Here is a 22376-nt window from a genome sequence, read left to right on the forward strand (position 1 = left end):
GGCGATTGATTAGGGTGCTGGTAGTAGACGACCACGATCTGGTTCGCACGGGCATCACTCGTATGCTCGCTGACATCGATGGTCTGCAAGTCGTAGGTGAGGCCTGCACCGGCGAAGAGTCCCTGCTCAAGGTGCGTGAACTCAAGCCCGACGTGGTGTTGATGGACGTCAAGATGCCCGGCATCGGCGGTCTTGAAGCTACTCGCAAGCTGATGCGCAGTCATCCTGATATCAAGGTTGTCGCGGTCACGGTGTGCGAGGAGGATCCTTTCCCGACCCGCCTGCTGCAAGCAGGCGCTGCTGGCTACCTGACCAAGGGCGCCGCGCTCGATGAAATGGTTCAAGCTATTCGCCTGGTATTCGCCGGCCAGCGCTACATCGACCCGCAAATTGCTCAGCAACTGGCACTGAAGTCCTTCCAGCCGCAGAACAATGGTTCACCCTTCGATCTGCTGTCCGAGCGCGAAATCCAGATCGCTCTGATGATCGCCAACTGCCACAAGGTGCAGAACATCTCGGACAAGCTGTGTCTGTCGCCGAAGACGGTCAACACCTACCGCTACCGTATCTTCGAGAAGCTCTCCATCACCAGCGACGTCGAGCTGGCTCTGCTTGCGGTACGCCATGGCATGGTTGACGCCGTTAACTGAAAATGTCCGCATCATTCGATTCGAGCGCCTTCCTGGCGACCTGTAGTGGTCGCCCCGGTGTCTATCGCATGTTCGATGGTGACGCCCGGTTGCTGTACGTCGGCAAGGCCAAGAACCTCAAGAAACGTCTCTCCAGCTATTTCCGCAAAACCGGCCAGGCGCCCAAGACAGCAGCACTGGTCGCACGTATCGCGCAGATCGAAACCACCATCACTGCCAACGAGACCGAGGCGCTGCTGCTCGAGCAGACGCTGATCAAGGAATGGCGGCCGCCGTATAACATCCTGCTGCGTGACGATAAGTCCTACCCTTATGTGTTTCTCTCCGACGGCGACTTCCCGCGCCTCGGGATTCACCGCGGTGCGAAGAAGGCCAAAGGGCGTTACTTCGGCCCCTATCCCAGCGCCCTGGCGATTCGCGAAAGTCTCAGTCTGCTGCAGAAAACTTTCCTGGTTCGCCAGTGTGAGGACAGTTACTACAGGAATCGCACCAGGCCGTGCCTGCAATATCAGATCAAGCGCTGCAAGGGGCCCTGTGTTGGCCTGGTCAGCCCTGAGGAATATGCAGAGGATGTGCGTCACTCAGTGATGTTTCTCGATGGCCGTAGCAATGCACTGAGCGACGAGCTTTCCGCCGGCATGGAAAAGGCGTCCATGGCGCTTGAATTCGAACGAGCCGCCGAGCTGCGCGATCAGATTGCCTTGCTGCGCCGAGTGCAGGATCAGCAGAGCATGGAAGGCGGTACTGGCGATGTCGACATCGTCGCCGTCATGCTCAATCCGGGTGGTGCGTGTGTGCACTTGATCAGTGTGCGTGGTGGGCGCGTGCTGGGTAGCAAGAACTTCTTCCCCCAGGTGGCAATCGAGGAGGAGGGCGGGGATGTGCTGATGGCTTTCCTCGGCCAGTACTACCTGGGCAATGCCGAGCGCGATCTGCCGAGCGAACTGATCGTCAACGTGCAGCATGAGGATTTCGCCACGCTGATCGGGGCCATCGAATCGCTGCGCGGTCGCAGCCTGTCCATCAGTCATCGGGTTCGTGGAACCCGTGCGCGCTGGCAACAACTGGCCGTTACCAATGCCGAGCAGGCACTGGCAGCGCGCCTGGCCAACCGCGAGCATATGGCTGAGCGTTTTGAGGCTTTGGCAAACGTATTGGAGATGGATGAGCCGCCGCAGCGTATGGAGTGCTTCGATATCAGTCACTCCAGTGGTGAGGCGACGGTCGCCTCCTGCGTGGTTTTCGGCCCGGAAGGCCCACTGAAGTCCGATTACCGCCGCTTCAATATCGAAGGTATAACCGCTGGCGACGACTATGCGGCTATGCACCAGGCCCTGACCCGGCGCTTCAGCAAGGTGAAGGATGGCGAAGGCAAGTTGCCCGATGTGCTGCTGGTCGACGGTGGCAAGGGTCAATTGGCAATGGCCCGGGAGGTACTCCAGGAGCTGGCTGTGCCGGACCTGATCCTGCTCGGCGTGGCCAAAGGCACCACGCGCAAGCCTGGCCTCGAAGTGCTGTACCTCAATGATGCCGAACACGAGTTCACCTTGCCGGGCAACTCGCCAGCATTGCACCTCATTCAGCAGATTCGCGATGAGTCGCACCGCTTCGCTATCACCGGTCACCGGGCTCGACGGGGCAAAGCCCGGCGCACCTCGAGCCTGGAGGAAGTGGCGGGCATTGGCCCCAAGCGGCGGCGTGAACTGCTCAATCACTTCGGCGGTCTACAAGAACTGTCTCGCGCCAGTGCCGAGGAAATTGCCAAAGCGCCTGGAATCAGCAAAAAGCTCGCAGAGTTGATTTATGCCACTCTGCACAGCGAGTAGAATGCCCGCTCACCTCGCAGCCTAGTTGTCTTGATGAATATCCCCAACTTGCTAACCGTGCTCAGGGTTCTACTGATCCCGGTCTTTATCCTGCTGTTCTATTTGCCGTTCTCCTGGAGCTATTGGGCTGCCAGCGCGGTATTCGCCATCGCTGCATTCACCGACTGGCTTGACGGCTACCTGGCACGTCGCTGGGAGCAGGGCACTCCCTTCGGTGCCTTCCTGGATCCGGTGGCGGATAAACTGATGGTAGCGGTGGCTCTGGTGCTGCTGGCAGCCGAGCATTCCAATCTATGGCTGACGTTGGCTGCGGCGATCATCATCGGCCGCGAAATCGTGGTGTCCGCTCTGCGTGAATGGATGGCCGAGCTGGGTGCGCGTGCGCATGTAGCAGTATCCAATCTGGGCAAGTGGAAAACCGCGGCGCAGATGGTGGCGCTGGTCATCTTGCTGGCTAATCCGCCCGTTTTCACCTTCTGGGTCATCCTAGGTTATGCCCTGCTGGTGATCGCTGCGGTGCTGACCTTGTGGTCGATGCTGCAGTACCTGCTGGCCGCCTGGCCGCACCTCAGCACGACCTCGGAAAAGAAATAAGTATTTTTGAATCAAAGGGTTGACGGCGCGATTCGAATCTATAGAATGGCGCCCGTCGACAAGACAAGCGGGAATAGCTCAGTTGGTAGAGCACGACCTTGCCAAGGTCGGGGTCGCGAGTTCGAGTCTCGTTTCCCGCTCCAGTTTTACACGAGTCGCCAAGGCGGCTCGTTTGATTTAAGGCTGAGTTGCAGAGTGGTTATGCACCGGATTGCAAATCCGTGAACGCCGGTTCGATTCCGACCTCAGCCTCCAATCCAAAAGGCCTCGTAGATCCATGATTTACGAGGCCTTTTTCATTCTCTCAGGTTGCTTTTGCATGCCTTGCGAGGATGCGGAGGGCTGTATATAGTCCGCCCTTCGCACAGCGCTACCGCCCGAATGGCGAAATCGGTAGACGCAGGAGACTTAAAATCTCTCGCCAGCAATGGCGTGCCGGTTCGAGTCCGGCTTCGGGCACCATGATTCATGCGGGTTTCGGGATTGGGATAGAGCGCAATGCTTTTCCGCAATCCTGAAGTTTTTCCGCAATTCATCTGGTCGGCGTGATTTTCTTACCTCTTCGCTCCCTGATGTACTGCTCGGTCATGACGACGGTTGTGTGCCCGAGTTGATCCCGTGCCTGCAGGATGTCTCCGCTCGATTCAGCCTTGTCGGTACCAGCCTTTGCGCGCAGATCCCCGAACTGGAAATCTGCCTTCGGTATCTTCCTTGCCGGCGGCCTTGAAGGTTCGAGCATTCAGCATGACAGCCTCGAGCTCTATCGTCAGGCCGCAATCGCGCAGCAGCTGCATTGCTTGATCGCTCATTTCCACTCTAGGCCCTCCCTGACTCTTGGAAGAAGTGGGCCCAGGCCAAGCCGCTGAAACCCAGGATGCCTGGCGACCAGGCTGTCGAACTCTGAAACAGCCTTATATATCCCCGCAAGACGGCCAAAACTCGTCAACTGCCCAGCCTCGTCCAGCCCAAATCACCAGTGCTAGGGCAGCCCGCCAGAACGACCGTTACCACTTCCCACGACAACATCCCTGCTCGCAACCAATTCATGCCGGTGGCCTCATCCATTCCCTGATAAAGACTGTAGCTCTCGGCACACCTGTAGATGCTAGTAGACGGCAGCAATGCCTTTACCAAGGCGCCCAGCACTTGGCTAGTGACGAATGCGCATGAAACTTGAGCTTCCTCGTTTAAAAATTAGTCGAGTTGTTGATTTTCTTGAAACAAGAATTAAATGCTTTCTCTCGACGAAGTACAGGATTATTGGGCGCTGAACCACAGCAAAAAATTGTTCTTAGAAAACCTTTTGACTTCGGGGTTTCCGCTTGAACATAAGCGGATGCATATTCTCTTATAAGCTCAACACGCTTGTTGCCAGTGGGGTGTGAGGCAGTTACTGCTGACCCACCCAATTTGTTGGCGAGGACATGTAGCTGTGCTTCAACCAAGGCCCAAACATCAGGGAGCTGAGCCATCAACACTTTGGTCGCTATCAAGCCAGCCCATGCTTCATGCTTCTTTCGGCCGTAATCCTGTGCTTGAGGAACTGAAACTCCCTGCGCATTACACTCTAAAAAAACTACGCCGTGCGCCGTCTCATGAGCAATAGCAAAATTCACTAACCAGTCTGGCTCATCACATGCTCCTCGTGATAACTGCACCAATCCTGGGCTTCCCGCACCGTCGATTTCATTATTTTCTTCATCTACGAAAAACTGAGTTTTGTCATCCATAGCTGAGTAATGAACTTTAAATGCTGGAAGAATCGTACTCTCAAACAATATCTTTGCAGCTTCCGCGTCCATCGCCCACTTCCTTATGCATGTGAAGGTCGTATTGTCCGTTCTATCCGAACTAGTCTGAAAGGTTAGCAGCAGTTTTAAACAGCGGATCTAGGACGGTAGAAATCGACTCTGCAGGCCCTTTAGAATGGAGCCTCCTCAATGCCCTTGCCCCTTTCGCACTCCTCGACGCCCTCCAAGCTCACCTGCACATTGCCCTCGTCGTCGAACACCAGGTGCAGGCCGTCCGTTTCATTCAACAGCCCCATCACCACAGTGCAGTTTGACCTGGCTGGCATGCTTGACCGAGCCGCGCTGCCCGACCCATATAGCCAGTTCCTCGATGGCTGCTGCCAGGGCGTTCTGGTTTTGGTTGAGGCGGTAGAGCAGGGCGAGCAGAGGGTCTGTCATGGAAACCTCCTGGGCAGAGGTTTTAGCGTAGACCGCATCTATCGCTTGTAGCCACCCTCGACCTGCCAGACACAGTTGTCGATGAAGTACACATAGGAGGTTTCTTGCGGCCAACGATAAACCCACTGCACAGGCTCGCCGCCGTTCACGGCGTGGGGCTCTCCCCATGAGCGTGCCACAGAGCCGGCATCCATCCCTGGTTCAACGCTATTGCTCACGATCAGTGTTCTGAGCGTCGTGCTTGAATAGGACTTGCAGTAGCTTCTGGCTGCCGACGGTGGAGGAGCAAAGGTTGTTGCCTCGCGCTCTTGCTGCCAGGCGTTCTTCTGCTCTTCCGATACACCCAACGAGCCGCCGATATTCGCGGCCTTTGCCTCTATGCGGTTTTCATCGCTGGCAATAGCCCCGCCGCAAGGCGTGCTGGAAAATGATGTGTGTCCCGTTGAGTCCGTGCATTTGTAGATGGCGGCCACGGCCGACTGCGCACAGAGTAGGGCGCTAATAACCATCAAGCTGGTGTAGCGCATTGTCGTACCTCCTTTGGGTCTCGGCGCTTCTCTCCCAGGCTCGCTCCAGATCTTTGAAGGCCTCGCGGCCTTGCTGCGCCTTCCAGCCATTTCCCGATCCAGAGCGATCTGGCGAGGCCATCAACTCAGTAGCTTCGCGCTCGAGCTGCGGTATCTCCACGTAGTAGAAACCTCGGACTTCCTCCCATTTTGCATCCCGCGCCGCGCTTGCCGCCTGCTGCGATGGGTTGCTGGAGGTGTTGCGGGCGCACTCCGAACTTGCCGCTGCGCCAGCGCAGTGCTTGTAGGAAAAGGTGATGCGACCTTGGCTGTCGGAGTATTTGTAGATTTGCGCAGCAGCATGATCCGGTGCAATTGCCGCGACTATGACGAGAGCAAGTAGCAAGCGTATGGGCTTCCCTCCCTGAATACCTGCGTGTATCACCGCTAGGTGTGATGGTGGCGCTAAACCGCACAGTCCATGATCTCTTGAGCGAGAGACTCCGGTGTCTCTCTCGCCAACAAGAAAGGTATGGTGAAATCGTCGGACTTGGCGCCCGCGTTGCCTGGGTTGACCGCCAATCAGCGAACCTACCAGCTCAAGAAGCTGGTCGATCAGGGCATGCTTCGCCCGGTAGTTGAGGGCGCCAGGCAGTACACGATAGGTTTCTCCAACAACTATCTGATTCGCGGCGTTGTAAAAGCGCTACGAGACGAAGGCTTCATTCCCGAACCTGTCGTTGGTTTGTGATCGGATTCTCCACGAACACCAACTGCGACTCATGGCTGTACTCATAGGGCGTCGTTTCGGGGTCTGGCGAGCGGTATTTGACGTTGGTGACGGCCAGCCCGATGCGCTTGCTGGTGCTGTCGCCCTCGAAGACGTTGATGAACACGTCATTGCCCTCGCAGTCGCGCTCCACGTAGGCGCCGCAGTTGCCGGAGTTGTCGGATTCGCTGGCAGTGAAAAGAGTTTTGGGTGACCAGCCATCGAAAACCACCAGCGCGTAGCTGGCCTCTGATGATCCCTGGCCCGAGCCGGCGCCACCGATGATGACGGCTGAATGGCTGTCGCTGTAGTCGTCCAGGGTGCGGATCTGGTTGTACTGGCCGCCGAACTCTTCCAGGGGGCGCGCTTCGCCGATCTCCGGGCGGACGAGCAGGTAGCCGGCCCAGAAGTTACGCCCGGCATTCTCGTAGGAAACCGAGGCGAGGTAGGCCTGTTCGCCGCCTTTGAGCGTTACAGGCAGCAGCTTTTCGATCGTCGGCCCCTGTTCGTTGATCTCTTCGGGCGACCAGGCGGCAATCTGTGTGGACGACGGCGGTGTGGGCGGTGCCGCGAAGGCGGAGGCCGCGGCAGAAAAGGCGAGGGCGGCGATAAGCTGTGAGCGCATGACTGTTCCCTGTAGTCGGTTGGTTTCCAATGCTGTCGATAAGCGTAACGCAGAAGACACAAGTGCTCCCAGGTCAATGTCAGTTGGCGCATGTGATGCATTTGTCATCATTCCTTCGCTGATCCTTCACATCGTTGCCACCGCGATTGGTTGCAATCGCAGCAAATCCAGGAGGACGCTGCGATGCAGATTTGCGTGATAGGAGCTGGATACGTAGGGCTGGTGACAGCGACCTGCTTTGCCGAGATGGGAAATCAGGTGGTTTGCGTTGAGCGTGATCCCCAGCGCGTCGCGATGCTGTCACGGGGGGAGGCGCCGATCTACGAGCCTGGTCTGGAAACGATGCTCAAGGCACAGCTGGCGGGTGGCCAGCTCAGTTTCACTTCGCAGCTTCAGGCCGGAATCCGCCGCGCCGAGGTCATCTTCATCGCCGTGGGCACACCCAGCGGCGAAGATGGCTCGGCTGATCTGAGTCATGTACTGGCAGTCGCCGATGAGCTGGGTGAGCGGCTAGAACAGAGCTGCCTGGTGGTGGACAAGTCCACCGTACCGGTGGGAACCGCCGAGCGGGTCGAGCAGCGTATCAATGCAGGCCTGGCACATCGCGGCAAGCGCTCGCGGGTTACGGTCGCAAGCAACCCGGAGTTTCTCAAGGAAGGCTCTGCGGTCGAGGATTTCATGCGGCCTGACCGGGTGATCGTCGGTTGTGACGACGAGCGCGGCCGGGCGCAGTTGCGCCGGCTGTATGCGCCGTTCCTGCGCAATCACGACCGTCTGCTGTGCATGGGCGTGCGTGCGGCCGAGTTCAGCAAGTACGCGGCCAATGCCTTCCTGGCGACCAAGATTTCCTTCATCAACGAGATGGCCGGCATCTGTGCGCGGCTGGGCGTTGATATTGAGGAGGTACGTCGTGGCATTGGCAGCGACCGGCGTATCGGTACGCATTTCATCTATGCCGGTTGCGGTTATGGGGGGGCGTGTTTTCCCAAGGACGTGAAGGCGTTGATCCGTACGGCGGAGCACGAGGGCATCGAGCCGGGCATCTTGCGGGCTGTGGAGGCGCGCAACGCGCTGCAGAAGACACTGCTGTTCCAGGCTCTGCGCGAGCATTTCAACGGTCACTTGCAGGGGCGCGTCGTCGCGCTCTGGGGGCTGGCGTTCAAGCCGGGCACTGATGACCTGCGCGAAGCGCCGAGCCTGGTTTTACTGGATGCACTGCTGACCGCTGGTGCGCGGGTGCAGGCCTGCGATCCGGCAGCTACGGGCGGCGTCGCTGCACGCTACCCATCGGCAGTCGAGGCGGGGCAACTGGTGCTGAGCGAATCCCCCTATGCCGTCACCCAGGGCGCGGATGCACTGGTGCTGATCACGGAGTGGAAGCAGTTCCGCCAGCCGGATTTTCTGCGTGTTCGCGGGGGGATGCGGATGCCGGTGCTATTCGATGGACGCAACATTTATGACGCCGATCAACTGGCAGAACTGGGTTTTCTTTATCGTGGCATTGGCCGGCCAGCAAGCGGCAGTTGTAAGGCTAGCGCGGCTTGATAGACTGAGCAGGCAATCCAACCATCCCCATCTGGGAGTCCCATGATCAAGAAATGCCTGTTCCCCGCTGCCGGTTACGGCACCCGCTTTTTGCCAGCGACCAAGGCAATGCCCAAGGAAATGCTTCCGGTGGTGAACAAGCCACTGATCCAGTACGGCGTCGAAGAAGCACTGGAGGCTGGTCTCGACCAGATCTCCATCGTCACCGGCCGCGGCAAGCGCGCACTGGAAGACCATTTCGACGTGAGCTACGAGCTCGAGCACCAGATCAAGGGCACCGACAAGGAAAAATACTTGGTTGGCATCCGTCGCCTGATCGATGAATGCAGCTTCTCCTACACCCGCCAGGTGGAGATGAAGGGCCTGGGCCATGCCATCCTTTGCGGTCAGCCGCTGATCGGTGACGAGCCGTTCGCCGTGGTGCTGGCCGATGACCTGTGCCTGAACCTGGAAGGTGACAGCGTACTGGCGCAGATGGTCAAACTGTACAACCAGTTCCGCTGCTCCATCGTCGCCATCCAGGAAGTGCCGAAGGACGAGACTTCCAAGTACGGCGTGATCGCCGGCGAGATGATCCGCGAGGACATCTACCGCGTCAGCAACATGGTGGAGAAGCCCAAGCCCGAAGACGCGCCGTCGAACCTGGCGATCATTGGTCGCTACATCCTCACCCCGGACATCTTCGACCTGATTCGCAGCACCCCGCCAGGCAAGGGCGGCGAGATCCAGATCACCGATGCGCTGATGCGCCAGGCCCAGCAGGGCTGCGTGATGGCGTACAAGTTCAAGGGCAAGCGTTTCGACTGCGGCAGCGCCGAGGGTTACATCGACGCCACCAACTTCTGCTTCGAGAACCTGTACAAGACCGGCAAGGCGTTCTGATACGTCTGCAGGACAACGAAACGCCACCCTCGGGTGGCGTTTTGCATTTCAGGGGATGGACATGGTTTCCGAGCCAGGGCCGAGCGGCTGGCCATAGCTGAACTCCACGTAGTTACCGGCCGGGTCGCGCAGGCCGCAGTAGTAGCCGACTGGATAGGGTTCGTCGCGCGACGGCCAGACCAGGCAGCCCTCGCGCTCGGCCAGCGCGGCGATGCGATCGACGTCTTCGCGGCTGGCCAGAGCGAAGCCGAGGTGGCTGTAGTCATTGGCGGCCAGGTTCCTGTCCTGGCCACCTGGCATGATGACGAAAATGAACTGGTGTTCCTTGCCCGGCTCGGCCATCCAGACGATGCGCGTGCCTTTGCCGGGGCGTTCATGGATCACCTGCATGCCGCAAAAGCGCTGATAGAAGGCGATGCAGGCATCGAGGTCGGGTACGTGCAGGGCCAGGTGGGTCAGGGTAGGGCGCATGGGGTTGTCCTCCGCCTTTCAGCTTAGCGCTGGGCTTTGAGGTATGCTCCTTCGTCTGCCAAGGAGATACCCGATGAGTTACGACTTTGACCTGTTCGTTATCGGCGCCGGTTCCGGCGGCGTACGTGCGGCGCGCTTCGCCGCTGGTTATGGTGCCCGCGTGGCGGTCGCCGAGAGCCGCTACCTCGGCGGCACCTGCGTCAACGTCGGCTGCGTGCCCAAGAAGCTGCTGGTGTACGGCGCGCATTTCGCCGAGGACTTCGAACAGGCCTCGGGGTTCGGCTGGTCGCTGGGCGAAGCCAACTTCGACTGGGCGACGCTGATCGCCAACAAGAACCGCGAGATCGAACGCCTCAATGGTATCTACCGTAACCTGTTGACCAACAGCGGCGTAAGCCTGTTCGAAGGCCATGCGCGTATCGTCGATGCCCATACCGTCGAGGTGAACGGTCAGCGTCACAGCGCCGGACGCATTCTGATCGCTACGGGCGGCTGGCCGCAGATCCCGGACATTCCCGGTCGCGAGCACGCCATCAGCTCCAACGAAGCCTTCTTCCTGAAGCAACTGCCCAAGCGCGTATTGGTTGTGGGTGGCGGCTACATCGCGGTGGAGTTCGCCTCGATTTTCCATGGCCTGGGCGCACAGACTTCGCTGCTGTATCGCGGCGACCTGTTCTTGCGTGGCTTCGACGGCGCGGTGCGTGAACACCTGCGCGATGAGTTGAACAAGAAAGGCCTGGATCTGCAGTTCAACGCCGATATCACCAGCATTGCGCGCAATGCCGATGGCAGCCTGGCTGCAACGCTCAAGGATGGCCGTGTGCTGGAGGCCGATTGCGTGTTCTACGCCACTGGCCGCCGACCGATGCTGGACAACCTCGGCCTGGAGAATGTCGAGGTCAAGCTGGACGAGCGCGGCTACATCAAAGTGGACGACTTGTTCCAGACCTCCACCCCATCGATTCTCGCCCTGGGCGATGTGATCGGCCGCGTGCAACTGACGCCAGTCGCCTTGGCCGAAGGCATGGCTGTGGCGCGTCGGCTGTTCAAGCCAGAGGAATATCGCCCGCTGGATTACCGGATGATTCCCACCGCGGTGTTCAGTTTGCCGAACATCGGCACTGTCGGCCTCAGCGAGGAGCAGGCCATCGAAGACGGGCACAAGGTGAAAGTCTTCGAGAGTCGTTTCCGCCCGATGAAGCTGACGCTGACCGAGAACCCGGAGCGCACGTTGATGAAGCTGGTGGTCGATGCCGACAGTGACCGCGTGCTCGGCTGCCACATGGTCGGTCCGGAGGCCGGCGAAATCGTCCAAGGGTTGGCCGTTGCACTTAAGGCTGGCGCCACCAAGCAGATCTTCGACGAGACCATCGGGGTGCATCCAAGTGCTGCCGAGGAGTTCGTCACTCTGCGTACGCCTACCCGGGGCTGAGTTCGCATCATGCAGCAGCTGTTCTACATCGCCGATCTGTTCGGTGTAGCAGTGTTCGCCATCACCGGTGCGTTGATGGCCGGACGCAAGTCCATGGATCTGTTCGGTGTGCTGGTGATGGCCATCGTCACCGCCCTGGGCGGCGGTACGCTGCGTGACCTGATTCTGGATAATCACCCGGTCAGCTGGATTCGCGACGATACCTACATCCTGGTCGCCTCGTTGGCAGCGCTGGGCACGGTGGTATGGGTGCGCATGACCCGGCCGATCCATGAGAAAGGCCTGCTGATCGCCGATGCCTTCGGCCTTGCAGTGTTCACCGTCTACGGCACCGAACTGGCGCTGCAGCATGGCACACCGACCAGCACGGCGGTGATCATGGGGGTGATGACCGGTGTGGTCGGCGGGGTGATCCGCGACGTGTTGTGCAACGAGATTCCGCTGATCTTCCAGAAGGAAATCTACGCTACCGCCTGCATTGCCGGCGCGCTGACCTTCATCGGTCTGCGCATGCTGGGTACTCCGCACTGGCTGGATACCTGCGTCGCCATGCTGGTGGTGCTGGGCGCTCGCTTGGCAGCCATTCACTGGCACCTGCGCTTGCCGCGTTTTCATCTGCTGGACAGGCATTGAGCATGATCGAACGACTGGATCATCTGGTACTGACGGTGGCCGATATCGCCACCACGGTGGACTTCTACGAGCGTGTGCTGGGCATGCGTCATGAGCGTTTTGGCGCCGGGCGCAGCGCCCTGGCCTTCGGTCAACAGAAATTCAACCTGCATCAGGCGGGCCGCGAGTTCGAGCCCAAGGCAAGCAGGCCGACGCCAGGTGCCATCGACCTGTGCCTGATCACACTGTGGCCGTTGGAGCGGGTGCTGGCGCATCTGGCCGAGCAGGGCGTGGTCGTCGAAGAAGGGCCGGTGGCTCGTACCGGCGCCATAGGCCCTATCGAGTCGGTGTACTTCCGTGACCCGGATGGCAACCTGATCGAAGTCAGCCGCTATCTCGAACCCGCCCAGTAGGGTGTACCGTGCGTACCGTCTTGCTCATCAGGGTGCCAGTTCCGGATCCTTATCCCGCTCGGTTTCCTGCGACTGGTCGATGGGCTGAAGATCGGTTGGGCCTGTCTCCTCAGTATCGACATCGTCTTCGGCCGTCGCCAACTGCAGCGTACGGCTGGTAGACGCCCATACCTCCTGCAGTTTGTCAGGATTCTCGTTGTGACCCGTACCGGTGTTGTTCCAGCCGTTGCTGCTTTGCTGGGCGACGCCGTCCAGGCGCTCGACCATTTCCAGCGACCACTGCGGCTCCAGCTCGTTGAGCCAGACGGCCAGGGTGGAACTCATAATGCCACCGCCGATGAGCAGCACGTCGACCTTCTTCGGCTCCTCACCCTGAACGCTCGTACAGCCGAGAGAGAAGGCCAGGCAGGTTATGCCCAGGTTCGTCTTGATGCTCATCTACTTGTCTCCCATGCGGTGCTCGCCACTGCAGTAAGGACTGCAATGCCAAGCCGTTGGTCTGACGACCCGACAGACGGCCAGCGGCGGCGTGCCTGAAATACCTTGAACCGCTCGCCGCTGCGGTGGGTCAGGTTCTAGTACCGAGTCACACAACTGGTACACCACACATGATCAAGAAATGCCTGTTTCCAGCTGCCGGTTACGGCACCCGTTTTCTTCCCGCGACCAAGTCGATGCCCAAGGAAATGCTGCCGGTGGTGGATACGCCGTTGATTCAGTATGGCGTCGAGGAGGCACTCGAGGCCGGGCTGACACAGATCGCCATCGTCACCGGACGCGGCAAACGTTCGCTGGAAGATCACTTCGACATCAGTTACGAGCTGGAACATGAAATCTCCAACACCGGCAAGGAAAAGTCCCTGAGCGGTGTCCGTCACCTGATCGACCAGTGCACCTTCTCTTATACGCGCCAGATGGAAATGAAGGGCCTCGGCCATGCCATCCTTACTGGCCGGCCCTTGATCGGTGACGAAGCCTTCGCCGTGGTGCTAGCCGATGACCTGTGCCTGAACCTCGACGGCGATGGCGTACTGACCCAGATGGTCAAGCTTTACGAGCAGTTTCGCTGCTCCATCGTGGCTATCCAGGAGGTACCGATGGAGGAAGTCTCGCGCTATGGCGTGATCGCCGGTGAGGCCTTGCGCGATGACATCTTCCGTGTCGAGAGCATGGTGGAAAAACCCTGTCCCGAAGATGCGCCCTCCAACCTGGCGATCATCGGTCGCTACATCCTGACGCCCGACATCTTCGCCCTGATCGAACAGACCGATCCGGGCAGCAGCGGTGAAATCCAGATCACCGATGCGCTGATGAAGCAGGCCAAGGAGGGCTGCGTTCTGGCCTACAAGTTCAAGGGCCAGCGCTTCGATTGTGGCTCGGCCGAAGGTTATGTGCAGGCCACCAATTTCTGCTTCGAGAACCGTCACAAAACGCATCCTGTGACGGCTAGCCCGCGTTTGCAGGCGGTCTGAGTGCTGGCCGGAAAAGGAGCATGAAGGATGAACGACAAGACCTTAGCACCCGCTTCACGCCGATGACTGCAGTGTGGTCACTGGCTGATGAAAAAATAGCCTGAACGAGTAGACGTAGGGTCTGCCTCAACTTATGTGCAGGCAATCACGCCTCGCGAACAAACCACCAGGAGGTACCAGCAATGGCGACCAACAAGAATCCGGGTAACTTCGCAAACGATCGACAGAAGGCTTCGGAGGCAGGCCGAAAAGGCGGCCATAACAGCGGCGGCAACTTTGCCAATGACCGCCAGCGTGCAGCTGAAGCTGGGCGCAAGGGCGGCCAGAGTCGCCGCCGTGACCTCGAGCCGTGATCGTCCCCTCAGAGCCCGCTTCCAGCGGGCTCTGACATTTCTGACCGGTGTGATTAAAAGACCTGAGGAGGGCATGACGATGAACGCCATCGATCTGCTGAAAAAAGACCACGAAACCGTCAAAGAGCTGTTGGGCAAACTTGAGGAGACCACCGAGCGCGCCGTGCAGACACGCAAGAAGCTGCTGCTCAAGATCGAGCAGGAGCTGAAGATCCATACCGAGCTGGAAGAGAGGATTTTCTATCCAGCTTTCAAGCGGGCCGGCGACAAGAACGACGCAGTGCTCACCGTCGAAGCCAAGGAAGAGCATCGTGTGGTGGAGGCTCTGGTGCTACCGGACATCAAGAAAACCCCGCCCTCGGCGCTGGAGTTTGCGGGGCGGGCCAAGGTGCTCAAGGAGTTGCTCGAACACCATATCGAGGAAGAGGAGCGTGACATGTTTCCCCAGGCCAGAAAGCTGCTGAGCAATCGTCAGCTGGAGGAACTGGGTGAAGCGATGGAAGTGCTGCGCAAATCGCTCAAAGATAACTCGCAGGCCAAGGCGGCCTGATCCGTCAGGTAGTAGGCTGGCTCCTGCGACAAGCAAGTACCTGTCAGCTCAACGCTGTCTAAGGTGGGGCTGATAGGTCAGACGCAGGGCCACACAGGCGATGCGCTCGGCCTGGGCATAATCCATTTTATCCAACTCCTCGCCAAACACGTCCGGATCGATTTCTTCGTAGCTCCAGTTCCAACCGGTATCGCGCAGGGACAGGCGAATAGCGTTGAGCAATGGGTCTTCGCCGTCGAAGATGGCCACGCCGGTATACAGCAGCAAGGTGCCGCCCGGCGCCAGTCGCTCCATCGCCGTGTCGAAGATCGCCAGCGACAGCCCGGCACCATGCTTGCCACCGCCGTGGCGATAGGTGCGTTGCTGCGCATCGAGCATATAGGGCGGGTTGGCGATGATCAGATCGAACTGTCCCTCCACATCGCACAGCAGATCACTGCTTTGCACACGCAGGTTGTAGATACCGGCGAGCCGCGCATTCACCGCCGTCAGGGCCAGCGCACGCGGGTTGATATCCAGCGCCATCACCTCCGCACCAGGGCGCAGTAGCGCTGCGGTGATCGCCCCAGGACCAGCGCCGCAGCCGATGTCGGCGATACGGCGCAGTGGTTGGTTGCTACGGTTCAGGTAGTCGCGCAGCAGGCGGGTGAAACGATAGGTATCGGGGCCGAAGAACACCGCATCGGTCTCGTCGGTGGGAAAGCGTGAGTGCGCATAGAGACCGTCGCCCAGCGTCGCCCAGCGCACCCGGCTGAGCCAGCCATCCCCCTGAGCTTGCAACACTCCCGCGCCACGCATCGCCTCGACGATCTCGGCCTCCAGCAAGCCGTCCTGGAAGGGGCGACTCCAACCGAAGACATCGCGCAGGTCGTGTGCGCGTTGGTTCCCTGGGCGCTGGTTGACACGCTGGTGAGTGAGTGGGGTAGGGGGGACGAAGTGATAACCGCGTGCGCGCAAGAGCGTGCCCAAACGCAGCAAGGCAAGGGTTTCGGCGGAATCGAAGGCGTGCTCATGCATGTGACGTCTCCATTGTCAGCGCGCCTGCTTTGCCAGCGCGGCGAAGGTTCGGCTGGCGCTCAGGCCGGCCGTTGTCGAGTGATAGGCTGGCGCTTGTAATGCGATCAGCCGTGCTTCCCGTTGAGTGGCATCCAGATGCTGGAGCTCCACCAGCAGGTCATGCCGCTCGCGATCCAGTTCACCGCACTGCTGCGCGGTTTTCGGCAACTGCGCCACGGCGCTCGGATGGCGGCGGCGAAAGGGGTTGTATTGGGTGTCCTGGCTCCAGCTGCCGGCGATCCAGTCATGCAGCAAGTGCCGTTCGTAGACACTGAACACACCAAACATGGAAGCACCTTCGCCCTCGACCAGCCGCCAGAAGCGGCTGTTGGCCGGATCTCTGTTACGCCTGATCCAGCCCTGACGTTGCAGAGCCTCGAGAAAACCGCCAAGGCCGTCGGTTTCGCCCAGCCATTCGTTTACCGTGCGCCCCTCTATCCGGCAGTAGTCGGAGTGCATATGGGTGGCCACACTGCGCTTGCGCTCCAGTGCCCGTAGCAGCTCACGCTCGAGATCGAAATGCTCGATCACCGCGGTGGAACCGATGCCCAGATCGTTGAGGCAATAGCCGCGCATCACCCGTCGATAGAACGCCTGCGCATCGCCCACCAGTGGCAGGTTGTCCAGCAGGCTCTGTACCGCCTTGGCGGCATGACCGCTGGCGCTGTTGTCGATGGTGACGTGCAGTTGGAAGTAATAGGGATCAATGCCCAGTTCGTTGAGTTCGAAGGCCGTGATCAACAGGTGCAACGGCAATTGTTCGTAGCCGAGGTTGTAACCGATGACCTCGGGCAGGTAATCCTCGGTCAACAAGCCCAGGGCCAACTGGATCGCGCCCTGGCGGTAGAGCGCGTCATCCAGTTCGCCCAGGTCGTCGCAGCCTTGCGTTGCCAACAGCCGGCGATACAGGCAGACGTGGTTCTGCGCAGCGATGCCATCGCCCAGCTCTTCCAGGTAGGTACGCACCAGCGGGTACAGACGGTTGTCACGCCAATGCGGCAGCGTGCCGTAGAGCCAGGCGCCATCGACCAGCTTGGTCGGTGCGACGCTGCGCAGGAAATACAAGGCGTGGGCATGACCGGTGAAGTAGCGACGCCCTTCGCCAGCCCGCCGCTCGGCCAGGTAGCTCGCATATTCAACGCTCACTGCCTGACTGTGCTGAACAGACCAGGCCGGCAACGCCTGCACCGTTGGCGGCAGGTTGCAGGGTAAGCGCTGTGCTTCGTGCAGACACTCTTCGATGAAGTCGCGCGCCAGGGCATGGCCGTGCACGGGTTCCTCCAGCAACTGACGGTAGATGCGTTGCCAGGGGCCGCAGCTGGCGGCAAGGGAAATGGGCTGGGTAGCAGGCGTGTCGACGAAGCTCGCGATCGACATGGGGCAGATCTCCTCGTTCGGGGCCATGTTCTGTGTAGGAGAGGAGCCCGAGAACAAAGATTCCACCTAAATTGCGCCGCACGTTTTTGAACCATTGCTGCAGAGCGATGCTGCCTACGGGATTTGCGCTCCGGTCCGTCATCGGCATCGATAGGTTGAACCAGGCGGCCCGGCGATCCTCCACAAGCAGGAACGGATGGAGCGAATAAGTCATGGCAGCAAGCACTTTTGGCATCGAGGAAGAATATTTTCTCACTGATCTGAACAGCCGTAGGGTCGCGCAAAACGGTGTTGAGGCATTTGCCGAAGCCAGCCGGCGCGAGTTGGGCGAGCGGATCACACGGGAGATGTTCGCTGCCCAGTTCGAAGTGGTGAGCCCTGTGTTGCATGACCTCGACGAGGCGCGCAAATGTCTGGGCGACGCGCGCCGCACCCTGGCCCGGCTGGCTGCTGAACACGACTGCGGCATCCTCGCGGCCGGCACTCATCCGCTGGAGCAGTGGCGCCGCGTGCAAGCCATGGACACAGCGCGTTATCGGGCGATTTTCGACGACTACCGTATCGTCGCTAGCCGCAGCGTACTGGCCGGCCTGCACATACATGTCGGAGTGCCCAAAGAAGTCGACCGCATACGCCTGATGAACCGGTTGACGCCATGGTTACCCTTGTTGCTGGGGCTGAGTGCCTCCTCGCCATTCTGGGATGGCCGACCCAGCGGGCTGATGAGCTATCGCCAGGCCGTCTGCGATGAGTGGCCACGGATGGGAATTCCCGACCATTTTCACGATACCGCCGAGTATCAGCACTATCTGAAGGTGATGACCGACACCGGCTGCATCGCCTCGGCCATCAACCTGTGGTGGAACATTCGCCCCTCCTTGCGCTATCCGACGCTGGAGCTGCGCATCGCCGATGCCTGTCCCAGCCTTGAGGATGCGCTGTGCATTGCCGGGCTGTTTCGCGCGATGGTCGATCATGCCCTGAACGCACCGCACCCTGCCTGGTTCGACGATCCACTGACGCGCATCCTTACCGTGGAAAATCGCTGGCGGGCCAAGCGCAGGGGGATGCGCGGCCTGTTCGTCGAACCCCACAGCCAACGCACGCTGCCGTTCACTGCCTGGCTGGAGACGGCGCTGCAGTGCATCACCGAACATGTCCCAGCCAAGGATCGGCCAATACTGGCGCACGCACGCAAACTCGCACGTCTGGGCGGCAGCGCCGAAGCGCAGCTGCGTATCTACCGACGTGCGCGTTGCAATGGCGTCGAACAGCGTGACGCGCTGTATGAAGTGGTCGACACGCTGCTGGCGCAGACGGCTCTGCAGGAGGTTCGGCAAATAGCCTGAACCTTTGCCCGGCACACCGCCTTCTAAAACCTACAGGAGCCTGAACTGGCTCCGTCATTCAACCTTCAGGAGGAAACGCCATGTCACTGACCCATAACGTCCATCGACTGGAGCGCGCTGTTTCGCTCGCTACAGGGGCCAGCGCTGTCGTCGCCGGCGTCTGCCAGGGTGGCACTTCAGGTGTGCTCAAGGCCCTTGGCGGCGCCGCACTGCTGCAGCGCGGTCTGACCGGGCACTGCGTGGTCAAGGGGTTGATCAGTGATCCCAAGGCCGAGATCGAATGCTTGCGCGAGTGCGTGGCCGAACTGCGTGCGGCCTTGCCACGGCTGCAGAAGGAAGTGGCAGAGATGAAAGGGCGTCAGGAGAACCGCCTGGATCACGCCGTGGAAGAAACCTTTCCGGCTAGCGACCCGATCTCGCCGTGAACGTGGCGTTCAGGCGATAGCGCATCAGCAGCGCCACGGAAAACGGATATCGATGGAGGTATGTGATGACACACACCACACCCGGCCCCCGCCCAGATCAAGTACCTGAGGAGGCGCTGGATTTCACCGCCGACGAGGACAGTCTCACGGCAGGTGAACCCTCGGTGCAGCAAGCCGAGCGCCCACCGCTTGACCCGCAAGATCAGCCAGGGTTGACCGGGGCGGCGACACAAAGCGAGAGCGCCCATGAGGATCACGTCAGCCTCGATGACCTGAGCCCCGACACCCTGTTCGACGAGAGCGGCGCACGTTCACCCCATGAGCCGGGCGGAAGCGGCCCAGCGGATGAGGCGCTACGTAGTGTCGAGGAAAACGAAATCGGTGGCGGCAGTGGTCTGGACGAGGCCGAACTGGGTCGCTCCGCGCCGCTCGATGGCAAACCCTGGGCTGACGAGGTTTCACCCGCCGCCAAGGCGCGTGAGCGATGAACGACGAACGTACCTGCGCCTGCGCGTACTGCGATTGTTCGGTCGAGTCCCATACCTGGGTGCAGGACGCCTTGGGCGACGGCCTGGCCTATTGCTGCGAGGCCTGCCAGAAGGGTCATCCCAACGGCATGACCGAATGCCAGCATGACGGCTGCGATTGCGGCGAGCGCCTGGCGCTGCAGCGTACTCAGGAGTCATAGAACTGCATTTCTACCCAGCAGTGAGAAGTAGGGGGCGGCAGTTCTTTCTCCGTGTTCCCCATCAGCGACAGGTCGTGTTGCGCCGATGGTGGTTATCGCGGGGCGGCCATCTGCCGCAGCTGATGACATGGGCGAATTGACGAGGGTGGCAGGCGGCTAATGTTCAGCCGGGGGACATAGGTAACGGGTGTCGGGAGACATAGGTAACGCATTTAGGCTTACGGTGTTCATCGGATCGGGAGATCGAATGATGCCGTGGCTGGAGCGCAGCACTATGTCGATAAGGCGAGAGTTTGTTCTGCTGGCAGGGCAGCCCCAAAGTAATGTGCGGGAGCTCTGTCGGCGGTATGGCATCAGTCCCAGAACTGGCTACAAATGGCTGGATCGGTACCGTGAGCAAGGCGATGCAGGCTTACAGGATCGATCCCGCCGTCCCCTGAGCAGTCCAGGGCGCAGCGATCCGACGTTGGAACAAACGGTTGTGCAATTGCACCACCGCTATCCCTATTGGGGCGCTCGCAAACTGCGAAGCTTGTTGATGACTGCGGCTGTTGATCCGCCTCACCACAGCACTATCGACGCCATCCTCAAGCGCCACGATTGTCACGTCCTTTACCACAATGAGCAGGCGCAAGCGCCGGCTAACCATCGTTTCGAGCATCCCAATCCGAACGACCTCTGGCAGATCGACTTCAAGGGTAACGTCCCCCTAAACGATCGCCGTTCGCCTCGTTGTCATCCCTTGACCCTGCTGGACGATCACTCACGCTTTTCGCTCTGCCTGCAAGCCTGTGAGGGGGAGCGGCTGGAGCTGATCAAGCCGCATCTGATCGAGGTTTTCCGTCAGTACGGTTTGCCGCTGCGTATCACCGCCGACAACGGGCCGCCTTGGGGTTCTAATATTGCCGGTGGACTATCAAAATTGGAGGTTTGGCTGATGCGGCTGGGGATCGAGGTCAGCCATAGTCGGCCTCATCATCCACAGACTCAGGGCAAGCTGGAGCGCTTCCACCAGACACTCAAACGCGAAGTGCTGCATCGCGCGTTCAGCGACTTGCAGCATTGTCAGCAAGTGATGAGCCGCTGGCGAGACGAGTACAACCATTACCGTCCGCACGAAGCACTTGATCAACGGCCCCCTATAGAGCGCTATAGGCCCAGTCCACGAAGCTACCCGGAGCAACTGCCAGCCATCGAATATGAACCGGGTGATCACGTGGTGAATGTACGTCAGACCGGGCAGGTGTATTTCAAAGGGCTCAACGTCTTCGTAAGTGGAGGTCTATATGGGGAGAAGGTCGCCATCCGACCAACTGCCGAAGAGGGTGTCTACGATGTGGTATTCATCCGCAAAACGCTGCGTCAGATAGACCTGAGGCAACGGGCAACATGATCATCAACCTGTTACCCATGTCTCCCGACAGGTGTTTACCATGTCCCCCGGCTGAACAGCTAACCCACCCTACGAAACTGACCGCAGGTCATTGAGCGCCGCTCCTGTGCCATCAGGACTTGCTGCGCAAAGCCTCCAGCAGCTCCTGCTTGCGCATCCGTGAGCGCCCTGACAAGTCGCGCTTGCGCGCCAGATCCATCAATTCATCGCGGCTCATGGCTTCCAGCTTCTGTCCCGGCCGGGGAATGCCCTGGCGGGTCTTCGAGGCGCGGCGGGCGGACGATTCGCGGGCGGCCTGTTTGACCGCTGGTGGGGTGGTACGCCCCGAACCGCCTGCTTTCTCACCGCCACCGGACTGCTTGTTCACTGTCGCCCAGGCCCGGGCTTCGGCCTCGTCCGGCGGCACGCCGCGTTCCTTGTAGCTCTCCTCGATGTGCTCGGCCTTGCGCTTCTGCTTGGCGGTGTACTTGTCTTTGCTACCACGGGGCATGAGGCTTCTCCCGTCTGGCCATGAAGCGGGATTGCCACATGGCGCCTATCGGGAAAGAAGCCGCAGCAGGTGATTGGTTCCCTGTTTCGGATGATCGGACTGCGCAGATTGAGTGAACCTCTTCACGCTTTCGCTGCTCAGAAACAAAGCGTCCTTCGATGGTGAACACAGATGGAAGTGTACGAACGAATCCTCACGACTTTGGCGCAGGAGTTTTCCGATCTGCACCAGGTCGAACACCTGACCCGCGCCACACTGCGCCTGGTGCTGGCCATGTTCCTCGGCGGGTTGCTCGGCTACGAGCGCGCGGTGATGGGCAAGGCCGCCGGTATGCGCACGCATATGCTGGTGTGTCTGGGGGCAGCGATCTTCGTCATGGCGCTTGAGCAGAATGGCGCTGAATCAGACGCCATGAGCCGGGTGATCCAGGGGGTCGCCGCTGGTATCGGTTTTCTTTGCGCCGGCACCATTCTCAAGGGGCGAAGCATTTCCGACGTGAAGGGGCTGACCACCGCCGCGGGCCTGTGGGCTTCGGCGGCCATCGGTGTGGCGGTTGGCCTCGGTCGCGAGGGCACGGCCGTTCTGGCCACGGTGATCGTGCTGGTGGTGCTGCACTTGATGCCGCTGGTGGTCGACCCCAGCGCCAACATCCCCGCGGATGACGAGCCGGATTCCGAAACGCGCGACAAGCAATAGCCGCCGTACCAGG

Annotated in this window: 27 protein-coding genes, 3 tRNA genes and 3 pseudogenes; 21 read left to right on the top strand and 12 right to left on the bottom strand. The window is 60.0% G+C overall.

Annotated features, from left to right (window positions below; all coding sequences use genetic code 11):
• Positions 1-5: 5 nt before the first annotated feature.
• The 6 genes from gacA to C7A17_RS23230 all read left to right on the top strand — a co-directional run bounded on the left by gacA (position 6) and on the right by C7A17_RS23230 (position 3532).
• Positions 6-650, top strand: coding sequence for a response regulator transcription factor GacA (gene gacA, locus C7A17_RS23205; RefSeq protein ID WP_106741075.1), 645 nt, complete (start codon positions 6-8; stop codon positions 648-650).
• A gap of 2 nt (positions 651-652) precedes the next feature.
• The gene (gene uvrC, locus C7A17_RS23210; RefSeq protein ID WP_106741078.1) at positions 653-2476 is read left to right on the top strand and encodes an excinuclease ABC subunit UvrC; all 1824 of its coding nucleotides are present in this window, start codon (positions 653-655) and stop codon (positions 2474-2476) included.
• A 33-nt stretch (positions 2477-2509) separates the two neighbouring features.
• Positions 2510-3070 carry a CDP-diacylglycerol--glycerol-3-phosphate 3-phosphatidyltransferase gene (gene pgsA / locus C7A17_RS23215; RefSeq protein ID WP_106741080.1) on the top strand — a complete coding sequence of 187 codons (561 nt, stop codon included), beginning with the start codon at positions 2510-2512 and terminating at the stop codon, positions 3068-3070.
• A 67-nt stretch (positions 3071-3137) separates the two neighbouring features.
• Positions 3138-3213: transfer RNA gene (locus C7A17_RS23220), tRNA-Gly, on the top strand.
• Positions 3214-3251: 38 nt separating this feature from the next.
• Positions 3252-3325 (top strand) — tRNA-Cys (locus C7A17_RS23225).
• Between the two features lie 120 nt (positions 3326-3445).
• Positions 3446-3532: transfer RNA gene (locus C7A17_RS23230), tRNA-Leu, on the top strand.
• Positions 3533-3602: 70 nt separating this feature from the next.
• On the opposite strand, the pseudogene C7A17_RS27285 reads toward C7A17_RS23230, so the two are convergent.
• The 6 genes and pseudogenes from C7A17_RS27285 to C7A17_RS23245 form a co-directional block, all read right to left on the bottom strand.
• Positions 3603-3770: pseudogene (locus C7A17_RS27285) on the bottom strand (integrase); the annotation flags it as partial.
• Positions 3715-3879 (bottom strand): hypothetical protein, encoded by a 165-nt coding sequence (locus C7A17_RS26975; protein WP_199796365.1) that lies wholly within the window; start codon positions 3877-3879, stop codon positions 3715-3717. The gene C7A17_RS26975 and the pseudogene C7A17_RS27285, both read right to left, overlap by 56 nt.
• A 378-nt stretch (positions 3880-4257) precedes the next feature.
• Positions 4258-4872, bottom strand: a complete 615-nt coding sequence (locus C7A17_RS26845; protein ID WP_158704700.1) for a hypothetical protein — start codon at positions 4870-4872, stop codon at positions 4258-4260.
• Positions 4873-5100: 228 nt separating this feature from the next.
• Complete coding sequence (locus C7A17_RS26850; RefSeq protein WP_158704701.1) at positions 5101-5259, bottom strand: hypothetical protein; 159 nt, start codon at positions 5257-5259, stop codon at positions 5101-5103.
• A 38-nt stretch (positions 5260-5297) separates the two neighbouring features.
• Positions 5298-5786 (bottom strand): DUF4124 domain-containing protein, encoded by a 489-nt coding sequence (locus C7A17_RS23240; protein ID WP_158704702.1) that lies wholly within the window; start codon positions 5784-5786, stop codon positions 5298-5300.
• Positions 5758-6171, bottom strand: a complete 414-nt coding sequence (locus C7A17_RS23245) for a DUF4124 domain-containing protein (protein ID WP_158704703.1) — start codon at positions 6169-6171, stop codon at positions 5758-5760. Before C7A17_RS23245 ends, C7A17_RS23240 begins: the two co-directional genes overlap by 29 nt.
• A 111-nt stretch (positions 6172-6282) precedes the next feature.
• On the opposite strand from C7A17_RS23245, the pseudogene C7A17_RS23250 reads away from it, so the two are divergent.
• Positions 6283-6516, top strand: a pseudogene (locus tag C7A17_RS23250) (Fic family protein); the annotation flags it as partial.
• On the opposite strand, the gene C7A17_RS23255 reads toward C7A17_RS23250, so the two are convergent.
• Positions 6488-7159, bottom strand: coding sequence for a hypothetical protein (locus C7A17_RS23255; RefSeq protein ID WP_106741088.1), 672 nt, complete (start codon positions 7157-7159; stop codon positions 6488-6490). The pseudogene C7A17_RS23250 and the gene C7A17_RS23255 overlap by 29 nt on opposite strands.
• A gap of 183 nt (positions 7160-7342) precedes the next feature.
• Here C7A17_RS23255 and C7A17_RS23260 point away from each other — a divergent pair, with 183 nt between their 5' ends.
• Positions 7343-8704, top strand: coding sequence for a UDP-glucose dehydrogenase family protein (locus C7A17_RS23260; RefSeq protein WP_106741091.1), 1362 nt, complete (start codon positions 7343-7345; stop codon positions 8702-8704).
• A 42-nt stretch (positions 8705-8746) separates the two neighbouring features.
• Positions 8747-9586, top strand: coding sequence for a UTP--glucose-1-phosphate uridylyltransferase GalU (galU, locus tag C7A17_RS23265; protein ID WP_106741094.1), 840 nt, complete (start codon positions 8747-8749; stop codon positions 9584-9586).
• A gap of 48 nt (positions 9587-9634) precedes the next feature.
• Here the strand turns inward: galU (C7A17_RS23265) and C7A17_RS23270 are convergent, their stop codons facing one another.
• Entirely contained in the window at positions 9635-10057 is a 423-nt protein-coding gene (locus C7A17_RS23270; RefSeq protein ID WP_106741097.1) for a VOC family protein, read from the bottom strand.
• 73 nt (positions 10058-10130) lie between these two features.
• On the opposite strand from C7A17_RS23270, the gene gorA reads away from it, so the two are divergent.
• The 3 genes from gorA to C7A17_RS23285 are packed head-to-tail and all read left to right on the top strand — an operon-like array spanning position 10131 to position 12514.
• Positions 10131-11489 carry a glutathione-disulfide reductase gene (gorA, locus tag C7A17_RS23275; RefSeq protein ID WP_106741099.1) on the top strand — a complete coding sequence of 453 codons (1359 nt, stop codon included), beginning with the start codon at positions 10131-10133 and terminating at the stop codon, positions 11487-11489.
• 9 nt (positions 11490-11498) lie between these two features.
• Positions 11499-12122, top strand: a complete 624-nt coding sequence (locus tag C7A17_RS23280; protein WP_106741103.1) for a trimeric intracellular cation channel family protein — start codon at positions 11499-11501, stop codon at positions 12120-12122.
• 2 nt (positions 12123-12124) lie between these two features.
• Entirely contained in the window at positions 12125-12514 is a 390-nt protein-coding gene (locus C7A17_RS23285; RefSeq protein WP_106741105.1) for a VOC family protein, read from the top strand.
• Positions 12515-12709: 195 nt separating this feature from the next.
• Here C7A17_RS23285 and C7A17_RS23290 read toward each other — a convergent pair.
• A pseudogene (locus tag C7A17_RS23290) lies at positions 12710-12952 on the bottom strand (malate:quinone oxidoreductase); the annotation flags it as partial.
• Positions 12953-13122: 170 nt separating this feature from the next.
• Here C7A17_RS23290 and galU (C7A17_RS23295) point away from each other — a divergent pair.
• From galU (C7A17_RS23295) to C7A17_RS23305, 3 genes are all read left to right on the top strand, one after another.
• Positions 13123-13986: a UTP--glucose-1-phosphate uridylyltransferase GalU gene (gene galU / locus C7A17_RS23295; RefSeq protein ID WP_106741108.1), complete on the top strand. Its 864-nt coding sequence runs from the start codon at positions 13123-13125 to the stop codon at positions 13984-13986.
• 182 nt (positions 13987-14168) lie between these two features.
• Positions 14169-14339 (top strand): con-10 family general stress protein, encoded by a 171-nt coding sequence (locus tag C7A17_RS23300; protein ID WP_106741110.1) that lies wholly within the window; start codon positions 14169-14171, stop codon positions 14337-14339.
• Positions 14340-14418: 79 nt separating this feature from the next.
• A complete protein-coding gene (locus C7A17_RS23305; RefSeq protein ID WP_106741112.1) occupies positions 14419-14889 on the top strand; it encodes a hemerythrin domain-containing protein in 471 nt (156 codons plus the stop codon).
• Positions 14890-14937: 48 nt separating this feature from the next.
• On the opposite strand, the gene C7A17_RS23310 is transcribed toward C7A17_RS23305, so the two are convergent.
• Together C7A17_RS23310 and C7A17_RS23315 are read right to left on the bottom strand one after the other, a co-directional pair.
• Positions 14938-15906 (bottom strand): methyltransferase, encoded by a 969-nt coding sequence (locus tag C7A17_RS23310; RefSeq protein WP_106741114.1) that lies wholly within the window; start codon positions 15904-15906, stop codon positions 14938-14940.
• 15 nt (positions 15907-15921) lie between these two features.
• Positions 15922-17322 carry an iron-containing redox enzyme family protein gene (locus C7A17_RS23315; protein WP_106741117.1) on the bottom strand — a complete coding sequence of 467 codons (1401 nt, stop codon included), beginning with the start codon at positions 17320-17322 and terminating at the stop codon, positions 15922-15924.
• Between the two features lie 212 nt (positions 17323-17534).
• On the opposite strand from C7A17_RS23315, the gene C7A17_RS23320 reads away from it, so the two are divergent.
• The 5 genes from C7A17_RS23320 to C7A17_RS23340 all read left to right on the top strand — a co-directional run bounded on the left by C7A17_RS23320 (position 17535) and on the right by C7A17_RS23340 (position 21177).
• A complete protein-coding gene (locus C7A17_RS23320; protein WP_106741119.1) occupies positions 17535-18671 on the top strand; it encodes a carboxylate-amine ligase in 1137 nt (378 codons plus the stop codon).
• An 80-nt stretch (positions 18672-18751) separates the two neighbouring features.
• Positions 18752-19096 (top strand): YgaP family membrane protein, encoded by a 345-nt coding sequence (locus C7A17_RS23325; protein WP_106741122.1) that lies wholly within the window; start codon positions 18752-18754, stop codon positions 19094-19096.
• 65 nt (positions 19097-19161) lie between these two features.
• Positions 19162-19584 carry a hypothetical protein gene (locus C7A17_RS23330; protein WP_106741125.1) on the top strand — a complete coding sequence of 141 codons (423 nt, stop codon included), beginning with the start codon at positions 19162-19164 and terminating at the stop codon, positions 19582-19584.
• Entirely contained in the window at positions 19581-19784 is a 204-nt protein-coding gene (locus C7A17_RS23335; RefSeq protein ID WP_106741127.1) for a hypothetical protein, read from the top strand. Before C7A17_RS23330 ends, C7A17_RS23335 begins: the two co-directional genes overlap by 4 nt.
• A gap of 250 nt (positions 19785-20034) precedes the next feature.
• Positions 20035-21177: an IS481 family transposase gene (locus C7A17_RS23340; protein ID WP_106743116.1), complete on the top strand. Its 1143-nt coding sequence runs from the start codon at positions 20035-20037 to the stop codon at positions 21175-21177.
• Between the two features lie 112 nt (positions 21178-21289).
• Here the strand turns inward: C7A17_RS23340 and C7A17_RS23345 are convergent, their stop codons facing one another.
• The gene (locus C7A17_RS23345; RefSeq protein ID WP_106741130.1) at positions 21290-21667 is read right to left on the bottom strand and encodes a Rho termination factor N-terminal domain-containing protein; all 378 of its coding nucleotides are present in this window, start codon (positions 21665-21667) and stop codon (positions 21290-21292) included.
• Between the two features lie 171 nt (positions 21668-21838).
• Here C7A17_RS23345 and C7A17_RS23350 point away from each other — a divergent pair, with 171 nt between their 5' ends.
• On the top strand, positions 21839-22363 hold the full coding sequence (locus tag C7A17_RS23350) for an MgtC/SapB family protein (RefSeq protein WP_106741132.1): 525 nt from the start codon (positions 21839-21841) through the stop codon (positions 22361-22363).
• Positions 22364-22376: the final 13 nt, after the last annotated feature.

It is taken from the genome of Pseudomonas mendocina (assembly GCF_003008615.1).
GTDB classification, from domain to species: domain Bacteria; phylum Pseudomonadota; class Gammaproteobacteria; order Pseudomonadales; family Pseudomonadaceae; genus Aquipseudomonas; species Aquipseudomonas mendocina_C.

Excerpts from the sequence above, each read along its gene's own strand:
- uvrC (WP_106741078.1), top strand. The coding sequence starts at position 653 with ATGTCCGCATCATTCGATTCGAGCGCCTTCCTGGCGACCTGTAGTGGT.
- pgsA (WP_106741080.1), top strand. The coding sequence starts at position 2,510 with ATGAATATCCCCAACTTGCTAACCGTGCTCAGGGTTCTACTGATCCCG.
- C7A17_RS26975 (WP_199796365.1), bottom strand. The coding sequence starts at position 3,879 with ATGAGCGATCAAGCAATGCAGCTGCTGCGCGATTGCGGCCTGACGATA.
- C7A17_RS26845 (WP_158704700.1), bottom strand. The coding sequence starts at position 4,872 with ATGGACGCGGAAGCTGCAAAGATATTGTTTGAGAGTACGATTCTTCCA.
- C7A17_RS26850 (WP_158704701.1), bottom strand. The coding sequence starts at position 5,259 with ATGACAGACCCTCTGCTCGCCCTGCTCTACCGCCTCAACCAAAACCAG.
- C7A17_RS23240 (WP_158704702.1), bottom strand. The coding sequence starts at position 5,786 with ATGCGCTACACCAGCTTGATGGTTATTAGCGCCCTACTCTGTGCGCAG.
- C7A17_RS23255 (WP_106741088.1), bottom strand. The coding sequence starts at position 7,159 with ATGCGCTCACAGCTTATCGCCGCCCTCGCCTTTTCTGCCGCGGCCTCC.
- C7A17_RS23260 (WP_106741091.1), top strand. The coding sequence starts at position 7,343 with ATGCAGATTTGCGTGATAGGAGCTGGATACGTAGGGCTGGTGACAGCG.
- galU (WP_106741094.1), top strand. The coding sequence starts at position 8,747 with ATGATCAAGAAATGCCTGTTCCCCGCTGCCGGTTACGGCACCCGCTTT.
- C7A17_RS23270 (WP_106741097.1), bottom strand. The coding sequence starts at position 10,057 with ATGCGCCCTACCCTGACCCACCTGGCCCTGCACGTACCCGACCTCGAT.
- gorA (WP_106741099.1), top strand. The coding sequence starts at position 10,131 with ATGAGTTACGACTTTGACCTGTTCGTTATCGGCGCCGGTTCCGGCGGC.
- C7A17_RS23280 (WP_106741103.1), top strand. The coding sequence starts at position 11,499 with ATGCAGCAGCTGTTCTACATCGCCGATCTGTTCGGTGTAGCAGTGTTC.
- C7A17_RS23285 (WP_106741105.1), top strand. The coding sequence starts at position 12,125 with ATGATCGAACGACTGGATCATCTGGTACTGACGGTGGCCGATATCGCC.
- galU (WP_106741108.1), top strand. The coding sequence starts at position 13,123 with ATGATCAAGAAATGCCTGTTTCCAGCTGCCGGTTACGGCACCCGTTTT.
- C7A17_RS23300 (WP_106741110.1), top strand. The coding sequence starts at position 14,169 with ATGGCGACCAACAAGAATCCGGGTAACTTCGCAAACGATCGACAGAAG.
- C7A17_RS23305 (WP_106741112.1), top strand. The coding sequence starts at position 14,419 with ATGAACGCCATCGATCTGCTGAAAAAAGACCACGAAACCGTCAAAGAG.
- C7A17_RS23310 (WP_106741114.1), bottom strand. The coding sequence starts at position 15,906 with ATGCATGAGCACGCCTTCGATTCCGCCGAAACCCTTGCCTTGCTGCGT.
- C7A17_RS23315 (WP_106741117.1), bottom strand. The coding sequence starts at position 17,322 with ATGTCGATCGCGAGCTTCGTCGACACGCCTGCTACCCAGCCCATTTCC.
- C7A17_RS23320 (WP_106741119.1), top strand. The coding sequence starts at position 17,535 with ATGGCAGCAAGCACTTTTGGCATCGAGGAAGAATATTTTCTCACTGAT.
- C7A17_RS23325 (WP_106741122.1), top strand. The coding sequence starts at position 18,752 with ATGTCACTGACCCATAACGTCCATCGACTGGAGCGCGCTGTTTCGCTC.
- C7A17_RS23330 (WP_106741125.1), top strand. The coding sequence starts at position 19,162 with ATGACACACACCACACCCGGCCCCCGCCCAGATCAAGTACCTGAGGAG.
- C7A17_RS23335 (WP_106741127.1), top strand. The coding sequence starts at position 19,581 with ATGAACGACGAACGTACCTGCGCCTGCGCGTACTGCGATTGTTCGGTC.
- C7A17_RS23340 (WP_106743116.1), top strand. The coding sequence starts at position 20,035 with ATGCCGTGGCTGGAGCGCAGCACTATGTCGATAAGGCGAGAGTTTGTT.
- C7A17_RS23345 (WP_106741130.1), bottom strand. The coding sequence starts at position 21,667 with ATGCCCCGTGGTAGCAAAGACAAGTACACCGCCAAGCAGAAGCGCAAG.
- C7A17_RS23350 (WP_106741132.1), top strand. The coding sequence starts at position 21,839 with ATGGAAGTGTACGAACGAATCCTCACGACTTTGGCGCAGGAGTTTTCC.